At 59.5% G+C, this 12,658-nt stretch carries 14 protein-coding genes and 1 tRNA gene; 12 read left to right on the top strand and 3 right to left on the bottom strand.

The window, feature by feature from the left end:
* Window positions 1-85 precede the first annotated feature (85 nt).
* Complete coding sequence (locus Q0139_RS04825) at window positions 86-1,564, top strand: wax ester/triacylglycerol synthase family O-acyltransferase (RefSeq protein ID WP_298018274.1); 1,479 nt, start codon at window positions 86-88, stop codon at window positions 1,562-1,564.
* A 23-nt stretch (window positions 1,565-1,587) separates the two neighbouring features.
* Here the strand turns inward: Q0139_RS04825 and Q0139_RS04820 are convergent, their stop codons facing one another.
* Together Q0139_RS04820 and hspQ are read right to left on the bottom strand one after the other, a co-directional pair.
* Window positions 1,588-2,388 (bottom strand): alpha/beta hydrolase, encoded by an 801-nt coding sequence (locus tag Q0139_RS04820; RefSeq protein ID WP_298018271.1) that lies wholly within the window; start codon window positions 2,386-2,388, stop codon window positions 1,588-1,590.
* Between the two features lie 65 nt (window positions 2,389-2,453).
* A complete protein-coding gene (hspQ, locus tag Q0139_RS04815; RefSeq protein ID WP_298018268.1) occupies window positions 2,454-2,837 on the bottom strand; it encodes a heat shock protein HspQ in 384 nt (127 codons plus the stop codon).
* Window positions 2,838-2,963: 126 nt separating this feature from the next.
* Between hspQ and Q0139_RS04810 the strand changes: the two genes are divergently transcribed.
* The 7 genes from Q0139_RS04810 to Q0139_RS04780 all read left to right on the top strand — a co-directional run bounded on the left by Q0139_RS04810 (window position 2,964) and on the right by Q0139_RS04780 (window position 8,785).
* A tRNA-Ser gene (locus Q0139_RS04810) sits at window positions 2,964-3,052 on the top strand.
* A gap of 159 nt (window positions 3,053-3,211) precedes the next feature.
* Window positions 3,212-4,444: a site-specific integrase gene (locus Q0139_RS04805; RefSeq protein WP_298018265.1), complete on the top strand. Its 1,233-nt coding sequence runs from the start codon at window positions 3,212-3,214 to the stop codon at window positions 4,442-4,444.
* 154 nt (window positions 4,445-4,598) lie between these two features.
* On the top strand, window positions 4,599-4,853 hold the full coding sequence (locus tag Q0139_RS04800; RefSeq protein WP_298018262.1) for an AlpA family transcriptional regulator: 255 nt from the start codon (window positions 4,599-4,601) through the stop codon (window positions 4,851-4,853).
* A gap of 111 nt (window positions 4,854-4,964) precedes the next feature.
* Window positions 4,965-5,435, top strand: a complete 471-nt coding sequence (locus Q0139_RS04795; RefSeq protein WP_298018259.1) for a hypothetical protein — start codon at window positions 4,965-4,967, stop codon at window positions 5,433-5,435.
* Window positions 5,428-7,458: a VapE domain-containing protein gene (locus Q0139_RS04790; RefSeq protein ID WP_298018257.1), complete on the top strand. Its 2,031-nt coding sequence runs from the start codon at window positions 5,428-5,430 to the stop codon at window positions 7,456-7,458. Before Q0139_RS04795 ends, Q0139_RS04790 begins: the two co-directional genes overlap by 8 nt.
* A 680-nt stretch (window positions 7,459-8,138) precedes the next feature.
* A complete protein-coding gene (locus tag Q0139_RS04785) occupies window positions 8,139-8,345 on the top strand; it encodes a hypothetical protein (RefSeq protein WP_298018253.1) in 207 nt (68 codons plus the stop codon).
* 29 nt (window positions 8,346-8,374) lie between these two features.
* Window positions 8,375-8,785, top strand: coding sequence for a hypothetical protein (locus Q0139_RS04780; RefSeq protein ID WP_298018250.1), 411 nt, complete (start codon window positions 8,375-8,377; stop codon window positions 8,783-8,785).
* Here Q0139_RS04780 and Q0139_RS04775 read toward each other — a convergent pair.
* Window positions 8,782-9,366, bottom strand: coding sequence for a hypothetical protein (locus Q0139_RS04775; protein WP_298018247.1), 585 nt, complete (start codon window positions 9,364-9,366; stop codon window positions 8,782-8,784). The two genes, Q0139_RS04780 and Q0139_RS04775, sit on opposite strands and share 4 nt — an antisense overlap.
* 94 nt (window positions 9,367-9,460) lie before the next feature.
* Between Q0139_RS04775 and Q0139_RS04770 the strand changes: the two genes are divergently transcribed.
* The 4 genes from Q0139_RS04770 (at window position 9,461) to Q0139_RS04755 (ending at window position 12,543) form a co-directional block, all read left to right on the top strand.
* Window positions 9,461-10,666 carry a phage major capsid protein gene (locus Q0139_RS04770; protein WP_298018244.1) on the top strand — a complete coding sequence of 402 codons (1,206 nt, stop codon included), beginning with the start codon at window positions 9,461-9,463 and terminating at the stop codon, window positions 10,664-10,666.
* A 24-nt stretch (window positions 10,667-10,690) separates the two neighbouring features.
* A complete protein-coding gene (locus Q0139_RS04765; protein WP_298018241.1) occupies window positions 10,691-11,119 on the top strand; it encodes a hypothetical protein in 429 nt (142 codons plus the stop codon).
* An 85-nt stretch (window positions 11,120-11,204) separates the two neighbouring features.
* Complete coding sequence (locus tag Q0139_RS04760) at window positions 11,205-12,266, top strand: hypothetical protein (RefSeq protein ID WP_298018240.1); 1,062 nt, start codon at window positions 11,205-11,207, stop codon at window positions 12,264-12,266.
* The gene (locus Q0139_RS04755) at window positions 12,253-12,543 is read left to right on the top strand and encodes a hypothetical protein (protein ID WP_298018238.1); all 291 of its coding nucleotides are present in this window, start codon (window positions 12,253-12,255) and stop codon (window positions 12,541-12,543) included. The genes Q0139_RS04760 and Q0139_RS04755 overlap by 14 nt, the downstream gene beginning before the upstream one ends.
* Window positions 12,544-12,658 lie beyond the last annotated feature (115 nt).

Here is a 12,658-nt window from a genome sequence, read left to right as displayed (position 1 = left end):
TGCTTTTGGGGATCGCTGCCGTCCATGCTAGCCGTTGGCGAACAAAGCCGACCGCACCCAAAACGAGTCGGCGGGGAGAGGTGACATGCAGCAACTGACCGGGCTCGATGCGAGCTTCGTCTATCTCGAAACGCCGAACACGCCGATGCATATCGGCAGCCTCGCCATCTACGATCCGTCGACTTCGCCCAATGGCAGGCTGCGCTTCAAGGAGGTGCTTGCCTTTGTGGAGAGCCGGCTCGACGGCGCCTGGGCGTTCCGGCGGCGGCTGGTGCGCGTGCCGTTCGATCTCGATCATCCCTATTGGATCGAAGACCCCGATTTCGATCTCGAATATCATGTCCGCCATATCGCGCTGCCCGAGCCCGGCGACTGGCGGCAACTCTGCATCCTCGCCGCCCGGCTCCATGCCCGGCCGCTCGATCTCAACAAGCCGCTCTGGGAATTCACGATCATCGAAGGCCTCGACAATATCGACGGGCTGCCCAAGGGCTCCATCGCCATCCTTTCCAAGGTGCACCATGCCGCGATCGACGGCATGTCGGGCGTCGAGATGACGACGGCGATCCACGATCTCACGCCCGACGTGCCGGAGCGCAAGTTCGACGTCAGCTGGAAGGCGGACACCAAGCCGAGCGATGCCGAACTGCTGATCCGCGCACAGGTCAACGCCGTGCGGCAGCCGCTGAAAGTCGCCGACATCATCGCTCGCTCGATCCCCGGCATGGCCAAGGCGTCGACGGGGCTTTTGTCGCGCGACCTCAACCTGCCTACGACGGGAAGCGCGCCGAAGACGCTGTTCAACCGGACGGTCTCCTCGCACCGCGTCGTCGATGGCGTGCGGTTCGATCTCGACGAGGTGAAGGCGATCAAGAACGCCGTCGAAGGCGCGACGGTGAACGACGTTATCCTGTCGGTCGTCGGCGGGGCCTTGCGCAAATATCTGACGCATCATGAGGACCTGCCGAAGAAGGACCTGATCGCCTTTGCGCCGATCTCCGTGCGGACCGAGGAAGAGAAAAGCGCGCTCGGCAACCAGGTTTCCGGCATGCTCGTCAATCTCGGCACGAGCGTCGAGGAACCGGTGGAGCGGCTGCGGCTGGTGCACGACAAGTCGAAGGGCGCGAAGGCGCTCACCAACGCCATCGGCGCGCGCAACCTCGCCCAGTTCAGCGAGGTTTCGCCCGGCGGGCTGATGGGGCTCGGCGCGCGGCTCTATTCGCGTGCGGGTCTCGCCAATGCCCACGACCCCGCCTTCAACTGCGTCGTCACCAACGTGCCGGGCCCGCCCGTCCCGCTCTATTTCGCCGGCGCGCAGCTGATCGAGCAATACGGCACCGGCCCGATCTTCGACGGCATGGGCCTGATCCACCCGGTGTACAGCTATAACGGCACGATCTGCGTCTCGTTCACCGCCGATCGCGATACGGTGAACGATCCGGAGCGCTATGCCGATTGCCTGCGCGAAGCGTTCGAGGAGTTGAAGGCGGCGGCGCTGCCGAAGCCCAAGCGTAAGTCATCCTCGAAGAAGACGGCGAGCCGGAAGAAGGCGGCTGCGGGCTAATTCCTCCCCGTTCCGGGGAGGATTTAGTGCATGGCACCCGACGGATAGATCAGGCGGCGCAATCCCGAATTGTCGAACTTGGACCACTCGCCTTCGGGCTGCGCGAGCCGGTCGGCGACGACGTAAAGCACCGTGCCGTTGACGCCGAGCCCGCAATGGCTGCCATAGACCTCGACATTCTCGCTCTGCTCGCCCTCTGCGACGCAGCAATTCTGCCAAGGGACGACGCCATCGCCTTTGCTGAAGATCGCGGTGGTCGGAACGGGCGGCGGCGCGGCGATCTCCGCCATCTGCTCACGCACCTTGTCGCTCGTCACCTTTTCGCCGGTCGCCGCCTCATAGACGCGCCACACCGTCGTCGATCGCGGGCTGCCCTGCAGCGGCGAACCCAGCGTAATCACTTGGCGCACCGTATCGGGAAAGCGCTGGCCAAGCTGCCGCGCCATCGCGCCGCCAAGGCTCCAGCCGACAAGGCTGACCTTCTGTCCGCTGCAATTGTCCATGATTTCGTGCAGCCGCTCGTGCAGCAGCTCGCCATTCTCGCCCACCGCGCGGGGGCCGAGATTGCGCCCCAGCTCCCAGCGATGCACGTCATAGCCGAGGCGGCGAAGATAGCGCCGCAGGATCCGCGTCGAACGGTCGCTCGTCATGAAGCCGGGCAAGACGAGCACCGGATGCCCGTCGCCCCGCGGCGCCGAATAAAGCAGCGGCGATGCCAGCGGCAGCGTGCCGAGTTCGAACATCGCGCGGTGCAGCTCCGAAAAGGTCAGCAGGCGCGATGGTCGGGACACCTCACGCGGTGCCGGTTGTGCAGCGGTTGCCAAATTGTCTCTCCTACCCGTGTCGCGGCTCTTGTCGTTTCGTCCCGTCGTACCGCGTCACGGCAGGATCAATGCTTGTGTTCGGGGCGCAGCGTGTATCGGCCGCTGCCATAGCTGTCGAAGATACCGCCGATCGCGGGATGGTCGATCGGCTCGTCGCTGTCGTCATGGAGCAGGTTCTGCTGGCTCACATAGGCGACGTAGCTCGAATCCTCGTTTTCGGCGAGCAGGTGATAAAAGGGCTGGTCCTTGGCCGGGCGGACATGTTCGGGGATCGCCTCATACCATTCCTCGCTATTGGCGAAGACGGGATCGATATCGAACACGACGCCGCGAAATTCGAACAGGCGGTGCTTCAGCACATCGCCGATATTGAACTTCGCATGCGCCACGGGCGGCGCATCGGCGCCAAGCGCGGCGCGGCCGGGGAGGGAGGGCGTTTCGCTATTCATTGCCCAGGAATGTAGGCGTGGGGCCCCGGAGAGACAAGCACCGGCTTGGCAAGCGTGTTGGCATCGGCTAATGCGCGCGCCCTGAACGGCCCGCCCGGCATCGCCGGGTTGCCCCTCAAGTCTTGCGGAGAGGTGCCGGAGTGGTCGAACGGGGCGGTCTCGAAAACCGTTGTGCCTTATGGGTACCGTGGGTTCGAATCCCACCCTCTCCGCCACCTGCCCGATAGCTCCTATCCTCGAACAGACCTCTAGATCACGGTTTTCCGAGATTTTTTGAACCATTTGCGGTGTGCCTTGTGCCTCTAGCGCCCTCGAATTACCTGTAGACTACCGAACAAATCAGGGGTTATATCAGGGGTCGGTAGATCACAGGCTTGCTCTGGAGGGCGGTTCAAATGAAGCTGACTAAAACGAGGATCGACAAGGCCAAACCGGGCAAACACGGCGACGGCCGCAACCTGTGGCTGATCGTTTCGCCGACCGGGGCGAAGCGATGGGAGTTCCGATATTCGTTCGACGGGAAGCCGCGCGAGATGGGCATTGGTCCGCTCGACTTGGTGACGCTGGACGAAGCGAGGGATCAAGCCGTCCTTCTTCGCAAGCTCGTGCGCGAGGGCGTGGATCCAATCGAAGAGCGGAAAGGCAATCAAGCGAAGCGTCGCAAGAAGCAAACCACGTTTCGCGAGATGGCCGAAGATTGCATCAAGGCGCTCGCTCCCAGCTGGACGAACGACAAGAGCGAGAAGCAGTGGCGATCCTCGCTGGAGATGCACGCATTTCCGAAAATCGGAGATATGAGCGTCGCCGACATATCGACCGACGATGTGTATGCGGTCCTAGAGCCGATCTGGACCACGAAGTCTGAAACAGCCGGGCGCGTTCGGTCGCGGATCGAAAAAGTGCTGGATCGGGCAAAGGCTCGAAAGCTGCGCACCGGTGAAAACCCGGCGCGACTGAAGGGCAATCTCGACCATCTGCTAGCGCCCCTCTCGAAGGTGAAGCGAGTAAAGAACCACGCCGCCCTACCTTTCGACGATGTAGCTATGTTCCTGCACGATCTACGGGCGCGAGAGGGTGTGGCTGCCCGCGCATTCGAGTTCACTATTCTGACCGCCGCCCGCACTAGTGAGACTATCGGCGCGACTTGGAGTGAGATCGATCTGCAACAGCGGACTTGGACGATTCCGGCAGAGCGGATGAAGGCACGGCGTGAACACCGCATCCCACTTTCGGCGCGAGCCGTCCAAATCCTGTCGGAGCTTCCGCGCGAAGACGGCAATGATTTCGTCTTCATCAGTCCCAAGTCGAAGGGAAAGCCGCTCAGCAATATGTCGTTCTTGGCCGTGCTTCGCAGGATGGACCGGACCGATATCACCGCTCACGGTTTCCGTTCGACATTCCGCGATTGGGCGGCGGAGCGGACCAGCTATCCCGATTCAGTGGCCGAGATGGCGCTGGCCCATGCGATCAGCGACGCTGTCGAAGCGGCTTATCGCCGGGGTGATCTTTTCGAGAAGCGGCGGCGGCTGATGGATGACTGGGCGGCTTATTGCGAGGTGATCGAGCCGCGTGCCGAAAACGTCGAACCGATCCGAACTGCGGGGTGATTCGGAGCGAGTTCGCAATCTTCTTCACTAACTCACTGATATTATGCAGAAAAGAAAACACTTTACACTGTAATAGGCTCGGTATTCTTGAAGGGCTGCGCGCTTTCGAGCGCCTTCCTGGTGCCTCGGCACCCCTTAATGAAGGAATGCAGCCATGTCCGATCTCGACACCGCCGAAATGGAGCCGCCCCCGTCGCGGCTGATCTACCGGCAAAAGGAATTACAGCAACTCTTGGGGCTTTCGCGCAACGCAATAGAACGCCTCATGGAAGCTGAAGGTCTACCGCACCCCATCAAGTTGTCCTCCCGATCCAAGGGATGGCTGGCTGCGGAAGTGCACGCTTGGCTTGACCAGAGAGCCGCCGAACGCATTGAACGTGAACGCCCGGAGCGCCCCTGCGCCCTGTGAGGCGTCGGCGATCCGCTCGTAGCGTCTCTCCCAATCTGAAAAACCGACCGGCTTTTCTTGTCGGCTTTGAAATAGCCGCAGCCGAGAGCCGCCTTCGGAAGGAGAAGTCTTATGTCCATTTTTGAATCCCACCCGGAAGTCCTGCCGCGCGTCATGGACGACGCGCTGCGTATGACGAGGCCCCAGAAACAGGGCATCTTCGAGCAAAACCCCGGCAGTCCCGTGTGCGGCGACAAGGCCCAACTCGGAAAGGCCCGCTGCCTCTCGCCGAGGCAGGCGGGAATGATGATGCTGGTCGATGACCTGATGCACTTCGGGATGAAATCGCCGCTCGCGCTTCGGATCGCCGAACGGTTCATGATCGCCGTCCGCGAATATCCCGACGCGCCCCAACTCACCATGACCGTAATTCAGAGCGGCGCGATTTCAATCCAGCCGACCGACGGCCTCAATTTCGATAGCGGATTCATCAATGGCGGCCTCGTGTCGTTTACGATGATGATCGACGTTCGCAACCTCGCCGCTCGCGTAGATACCGCCCTCGAAAAGGCGGGCCAGCGCCGGGCGGTCGCCAATGTCTAGAGATACGGAAACGGCCCCGGACGATGAATCCGGGGCCGCCGAAGGGGACGATGAAAACCCTCGCGATCCTTCTCCGCCAACGACAATTCAGAATAAAGCCCCTTCCGGCTCCTATTCGCACGACGATCCAGATAGGCCCTTGTGGGATAGCGCCACGACCATAGAGGCCAAATTTCGCTACTGCGACGCCAATGGCCGCGATGCCTACTTCGTGTTCAAGGGGCAACGCCCTGATGGTGAAAAGGTCTTCGTAATCGGGCGGCGGATCGACAACTCGAACGACCTTCAAATTGCGAAGGCCGAAGATCCACGTGCCTTCTACAATTATCCCGGCCTGACACTCATTTTGAAGGGAAAGGGCGACGCGCCCGACCTGCTTTACGCGCTCGACAAGCTCACCGCCGCGACGGCTGCGGACGATGGGTCGGTGTTCATCGTCGAGGGTGAGAAAGATGCCGACACGCTGATCGCGCTAGGCCTGAACGCGACAACCAATCCCAACGGTGCGCTCAACTGGAAAGACGAATTCAATTCATATTTCGCGGACCGCGATGTCGTCATCATGGTCGATAACGATGATCGCGGTCGGCAGCGGGCGCGCACGATCTACGCTGCCCTCGCCCCAGTCGCGCGCTCGATAAAGGTGATCGAGCTGCCCGGCCTCCCGGAACACGGCGACGTGACCGATTGGCTCGAAGCAGGAAATACCAAAGGTGACCTTTTGGCCATCGTGGAGGAGTCGCCGCCGGTCACCGGCGGCACTTGGATATCGGAAGCCGACGATTTCAACCGCGATCAAAACGACATTCCCTATCGATCGCCACCTAATGCGCGTCGTGCTTTGCAAATGCTCGGCGTGTCGGTGAGCTATGACACTTTTGCCAATCGGTATCTCTTGTCGGGGCTTGAGGGCTTCGGCCCGGCGCTCGACGACGCCGCGCTTACGAGGCTGCGGCTCTCAATTGAGGAACGGTTTCTGTTGGCGTTCGCAAAGGAACGCTTTTGCGACATTGTTCTCGACCATGCACGGGATAATTCTTGTCACCCGGTCTGCGAGTATCTGGACGGGCTGACATGGGACGGCATCGAGCGACTGGACCGCTGGCTGCACGAATATGGCGGCGCGGAAGACAGCGAGTATGTGCGAAGTGTCGGCGCGATCTGTCTGATCGCGGCGGTGCGCCGGGTGCGGAAGCCGGGATGCAAGTATGACGAGATGCTTGTCCTCGAAAGCTCGCAAGGAACGAACAAAAGCACCGCGCTCGGAGTTCTGGCGGTGCGGGACGATTGGTTCACGGATGACGTGCCGTTGGACGCCGATAGTAAGGTGCTCATGGAACGCATCGCCGGGTGCTGGCTTGCTGAGTTAGCAGAATTGAAAGGCATGAAGCGGGGCGAAATCGAGCACGTCAAATCCATGCTGAGCCGACGCATCGATAAGGCTCGCTTGGCTTATGGCCGCATGACGACCGAACAGCCGAGACAATCGATCTTCATCGGCACGACCAACGATCATGAATATCTGCGCGACATGACCGGCAATCGCCGCTTTTGGCCGGTGAAGGTTTCTCAATTCGACATCAAGAGGCTGCGGGCTGATCGCGACCAACTGTGGGCCGAGGCGGCGATGCGCGAGGCTGATGGTGAGCCGATCCGATTGCCTGAAAATTTATGGTCAGCGGCTGGCCTTCAGCAAAGCCAGCGTGAGGTGCGAGAGCCGTGGCACGAGCTTCTTAGCGAGCGGCTCGACGGCCTAGAGGGTAAGATACGTGCGAGCGATATATGGGAGGCTGTCGGCCTTGGGGACGCCGGCAAGCGGACCCAGGATCATAATGTCCGTCTCAGCTCAGCGATGCAAAAGATCGGCTGGCGACGACCGAAATCAAAACTCCGCTTCGGTGGACCGCCGCAGCACGCATGGGTCAAGGGCGATGAGGGAGCGTCGGTATCGGCCTTCGAGGAAGTGCCGCGTCGTGTTGTGCTGGGCCAAACAGATCAAGGCGACAATGGGAGGCCGATGTGATCCTTCCGCGCCCCCGTCGAACCCCCTCCGAACCCCGCCAAGGGGGTTCGCGCTTTTGCCCGGAAAAGCTGGATCTTTCGCCTTCCGAACCCCCCGAACCCCCTCTTTCTCTAAAAGAAGCCGATAGCGAGAGAAGCAGGAGAGGCGGCGAGCTCCTCTCTCGGGTTAACCCGGTTCGGGAGGTTCGGGGGGTTCGGCACCAGCTAAGTCACCGAGACACCACACTTTCTTCCGAACCCCCTCCCCGGAGCGAGGGAGGTTCGCGCTTCGATAGGAGGCACCGATGACATACAGTGAGTTTCGCGCATGGGCCGCCAAGCACGGCGTCCCAATCCACGAGGGCTTTTGTCCGCGCACCCATCCTCCTCGCGTAGACTACAAGCGGCTTGTGGGAGCCGGGCGAAAGAACGCTCAACGCCACCGGGCGCTTCGCGGGGCAGTCGCTCATCTCCCCTCGCGCACGATCCGCTCACTTAAACGCGATCCGGCTCTGCGCTGGGATCCAGTGATGCGGAGCTTCACTTGGGCCGTGCCGGAAGGATGCGGGCTGGAGCCTGACGACCGGGGGCCTCGAAAGTTTACGCTTCCGGCTTCCCCGACCGGACGGCGGTGAGGATGAAAAATGCAAACACCATTAACGGCAAACCAACTCGCGCGCCCGCGCGCGTAAGGACATCACCATGCAATCTGGAATTCAAAGACTCGTGAACGCACCAAGTGACAGCCGGGCCTTGGCAATTGAGCTTTTGGACGAGGTGAGCCGCCCCATGAGCCCTCGCGATCTGGACCGCGCATTCATGGACGCTGGGTTCACCCGGACCAAGGCCCGCGAGATGACCAAGAGCCTGAAAGGCTTCAATGTGATTGCCTTGGTGCCGGATCAATGACCCCGCCTCGCGCCCTTCGTAGCCCCGTGATGGCGATGGCCCGGCCCGCACGCCCCGCTGCGGAGCTAGTCGCACTTCGCGAGGCGGCGGTGATCGTCGAAATGGAAACCGACAAATCAAAGGCACACGCGCTCGGCACAGAGATTGCCCGCCGCGTAGTCGAAGAATTGCGCCGCGACTTGGCGAGCGATCCCGACGACCGCCTGAGCGCTGCGCTCACGGAGCTTGAGCGCAACGTGGCTCCGTCTCCCTTCGTGACGCTCGCGACGTGTCCTGAGATCGATGTCCACGGCGACTATATGAAGATGCGCCGCGAACGCCTCGAAGCCCGTTCTGGCCAGTATCTCTCCCCGGAAGGCCAATGCGTGGAACTGGCAGCGATCCTTGACCGAATAGAGCGGCGACTATCGCAGCGCTACATTCGACAGTTACGGGCCTAGGTTCGGTGTTTTCCGAGCAACGCGATGAGCGCCATGAGGATGGCGAATAGAAGCACCGCTATGATTGTTTGGCCTCTGGAAACGCCTTCAAATAGGTCTGGTAACTTGGCGAGGCCAGCAACACCGATGACAGCGATCACACTGAAGCAACCGATAGCCCAAGCCAAGCTTTCTGACTCTTGATCTAGATCGGTCTCGCTAGCCTTGCCTGCCGAGATCGCTTGGACTGAGACAACGAATATAGCGATGCAATAGAGAAGCAAGATCGAAAACGTGATTATCCCGATCAATTGAATCCACGAATTGGACGAGATTGTGCCGTTGGCGATTGCATAGATTGCAAATGCCAACAGCGCAGACCCCAAACACGACAATGCGATTGATAGCATACCGGGACGCGCAATTTTGTCCTCTGGGCGTGAATTCCACTGCTCATAGCTTCTCTTTAGAGTGCCTTTGGAAGCGCGTTTGGCATCAGTCTTTGATTTGTAGCTATGCCCATCGCTCGCCAACCAACGAGCCTTCCCTCTCAGAGATTTGACCCTTCGCGGGTATTGACCAGAATTTTCACCGTCGAACATGGTTATCGGTTTTTATTACTATCGCTGGCAGAAATGCAATTTTCGCCAAAAGCGATGGACGACCCTCCTCGAAACCAATCCGAGGAGTTGATCCGTGCTTCACCCCAATGTCCCCCGCGCCCTGATCGGCACCGTCCACGCCGAGGTCGATCCCAAGGCTCTCGTCCAGCGCATCAACGCCGCGGTCGAAGAAATTCGCACCGATCACGCGCGCCGGATCACGGAAATCGAAACGGCGATGGACAACGCCGAAACGGCGCTCAACAATTTTTCTGATCGGCTCGCAAACCAAAGCAACGGCCCGTCCGGTTTCGATCCCCTCACCGGCGAGGTCCGCTCCCAGTTCGTTTCGGCGCTCCGTGGCGCGCCGCAGGCGGCGATGGAGATCGGCTCCGATCCCGATGGCGGCTTCACCGTCCCGACGCAGGTGGACGGAGCGATCATGTCGCTTCTGCGAGACCGCTCTCCTCTACGCAGCATGGCCACCGTGGTCACGCTCGGCAAAGGATCGGGAAGCTGGCGTAAAATCGTCAAGCGCACGGGCGGATCGTCCCGATGGGCTCACGAATTGGAGACCCGCGAAGACACCGACACGCCCGTTCTGGGAGCAGTCGAAATTACGCCCAGCGAAGTATATGCCATCCCAGAAATCACGAATTTTATTCTCGACGACAGCAGCTTCGACCTCAAAGCCTTTCTCGACGAAGATGTGGCGGCGGAGTTCGTGTTGGCCGAGAACGAAGCGTTCATCGGCGGCGACGGCGTGAAGAAGCCGCTCGGCCTGGTGCATCGCGCCACCACTGACGAGGCGGATGCGGTTCGCGCCTTCGGCACCTATCAGCATGTCGTTTCGGGCGTGGACGGCGATTTCCTCGCCGATGGCGACGGCGGTTTCCAGAACAACCTGATCGACCTCATCTTCTCGCTGCCCGCGCCCTACCGATCGGGTCAAGGTGTAGGCTGGCTTATGAACTCACTGACCGCGAGCATCGTAATGAAGTTTAGAGATGGTGACGGAAGGCTGCTGTGGAGAGAGGCTCTCGACGCCCGCGAACCTGCGCGGCTGCTCGGCTATCCGGTCGGGATCGACGAGAGCATGCCCGATATCGAGGCGGGCGCTCTCGCCATCGCCTTCGGCAACTGGAAGCGCGGCTACGCCATCGTGGACCGGCCCGGCATGTCCCTCATTCGCGACAACGTCACGAAGAAGGGCTGGACCAAGTTCTATTTCTCGAAGCGCACGGGCGGCGCTCCACTGGACACGAACGCCATCAAGTTCCTGAAATTCTCCGCCGCGTAACGGCGACACCGAAAGGATATCCCCATGAAGGATTTGCACTCGAACATCGCCGTCGAAACGCTCATCGGCAACGCCACGCTGGATGCGGACAACGTGCCGGTCGCCGTGGACCTATCGGGCTTCAAGGCGGCGGAAATCATCCTCGCCATCGGCGAAGGCGGCATTGTCTTCGACGGCGCGAACAAGATTGAGTTCGTTCTGACGCACTCCGAAGACGGGCAGGCCTATGAGGCCGTCACCGACGCCGACATGATCGGCATGGAGGGCATCGCGGACGGCATCATCATGACGCTGAACGAAGAACACGCCGATCCGGCGAGCTATCGCTTCGGCTACAAGGGCAATCTCCGCTACCTACAGCTGCTCGCCGATTTCTCCGGCGCCCACGGAACGGGGACGCCGATTGCGGCCGTGGCAGTGAAGGGATCGCCGCGCGTCGCGCCGCAGGGCTAGGTGACGCGTCGCATGGCGCGTCAATAGACATTTTAATACTTTCTTGCGATAGCCGCTTTTCGAGGGGCTAGGCACCGGGCAAATCGTGGAAGAATATCCAAACGACATTCAGGTAAAGTTTTCCGGAAAGCTAGTCCGGAACCTTGATGGCGCGCCAGCGGAAGCCGTAATTAGCTCGCTTTGGGCCCTTCAACGCATGGTTCATATCATTGGAATGCGCAAAGAGGGCCGAGCACTGGGTCAGCGTATACGACCGACCGCGAAAGTTCGGCGCGAATACTCCGTTGTCTGCCGAGAGCCGGAAAAAGGGAGCCATGTTCAACCCGTAAGTGTGTGTTCGCACACAGGTGATATTTCGACCCAGACACTGGTTGCGCGTGAGGAGCTGCTGAAGACGCTGAAAGCGTTCGACAGCGGTGAAGAAGAACGTGTGATCGCTATGTTGCCCAACGCGCGGGAGCGTTGGTTCATGGCCGATGCCGCCAAGGGGCTGCTTCCCCCTGATGATGAAGAGCTTACGATCTCAATTAGGCCGGGCAAACGCGGCCCATTTAGTTTCAGGGCTGACAGAGCGCGCGTTATCATTGAGCGATTGCGCGAGGGGAAATTTCCGGAGAGCGAAGAGCACGAACTGGTCGGAAAGCTCCACACTATCGATTATCAGCGGACGATTATTACCGTTAAGCCGGGAGCAAACCGCGCCGTCCGCTTCGATTACCCCATGAAGATTGAGGCGTGGTTGCAGGCGAATGTGCGTAAGCGTGTGCGCGTCGTAGGCGATCCGAATTATGACCAAAAGGGTGATATCACTTCATTCTCTGATATTAAATTGCTCGGCGAAATTGAGCCTTCATTGCCCGCTATAAAATCGTTTTATATTGATAAAGAGGAGATATTTTTTAATAAACCTCTTTCAATTCCGGTAGAGTTTGATTGGCAAAATAGAATATTTGTATACTCGGACGAAGAGCTTGGTATTGATGTGATATCAAGCTCATACGAAAAAATTCGCGACGAGATATTGTCGGACCTTAAAATCTTGTGGCTTGAATACGCCATGGCGGAAGATGAAGCGCTCGATAAGGACGCCATCGGTCTTAAGAAGAAATTGCTAAATCGCCTAGGGAGGGGAAATGGCGCAGCGTAAGAGAAGAGACATTGATAAGGCGCTACAAAAAAAGGGATTCAAAAAGAGCGAGAACGATCATTCCTACTATATATACCATGATCTTAGCGGGCGAAAAACGACTAAGAGGACGAAGCTCAGTCATGGCACGCAGCACAAGGATATCGATGATTCTTTGCTCACCGTAATGGCTCGGCAGATCAAGCTTCCAAAAAAGAAATTTTTGGAGCTTGTCGATTGCACCCTAGATCAGAAGGGCTACGAAAAATTGTTAGGATCGCAACGACAGGCCACATAAAAAGGGACGTCTCGTTGCCGAGACGCCCCAATCATCAGGACAGTCCAAAAAAACTGCACACCGCCCATACCAGACCAACGGGAACCGAAATTCCCAAGGCCAAGCGGAACGATGT

Origin of the sequence: uncultured Parasphingopyxis sp. (genome assembly GCF_937129435.1) — a bacterium.
Classification (GTDB): domain Bacteria; phylum Pseudomonadota; class Alphaproteobacteria; order Sphingomonadales; family Sphingomonadaceae; genus Parasphingopyxis.
This window is presented reverse-complemented; position numbering and strand designations above follow the sequence as displayed.

Coding starts and splice junctions, on each gene's coding strand:
- Q0139_RS04825 (WP_298018274.1), top strand. CDS start 86: ATGCAGCAACTGACCGGGCTCGATGCGAGCTTCGTCTATCTCGAAACG.
- hspQ (WP_298018268.1), bottom strand. CDS start 2,837: ATGAATAGCGAAACGCCCTCCCTCCCCGGCCGCGCCGCGCTTGGCGCC.
- Q0139_RS04800 (WP_298018262.1), top strand. CDS start 4,599: ATGTCCGATCTCGACACCGCCGAAATGGAGCCGCCCCCGTCGCGGCTG.
- Q0139_RS04795 (WP_298018259.1), top strand. CDS start 4,965: ATGTCCATTTTTGAATCCCACCCGGAAGTCCTGCCGCGCGTCATGGAC.
- Q0139_RS04790 (WP_298018257.1), top strand. CDS start 5,428: ATGTCTAGAGATACGGAAACGGCCCCGGACGATGAATCCGGGGCCGCC.
- Q0139_RS04785 (WP_298018253.1), top strand. CDS start 8,139: ATGCAATCTGGAATTCAAAGACTCGTGAACGCACCAAGTGACAGCCGG.
- Q0139_RS04780 (WP_298018250.1), top strand. CDS start 8,375: ATGGCGATGGCCCGGCCCGCACGCCCCGCTGCGGAGCTAGTCGCACTT.
- Q0139_RS04775 (WP_298018247.1), bottom strand. CDS start 9,366: ATGTTCGACGGTGAAAATTCTGGTCAATACCCGCGAAGGGTCAAATCT.
- Q0139_RS04765 (WP_298018241.1), top strand. CDS start 10,691: ATGAAGGATTTGCACTCGAACATCGCCGTCGAAACGCTCATCGGCAAC.
- Q0139_RS04755 (WP_298018238.1), top strand. CDS start 12,253: ATGGCGCAGCGTAAGAGAAGAGACATTGATAAGGCGCTACAAAAAAAG.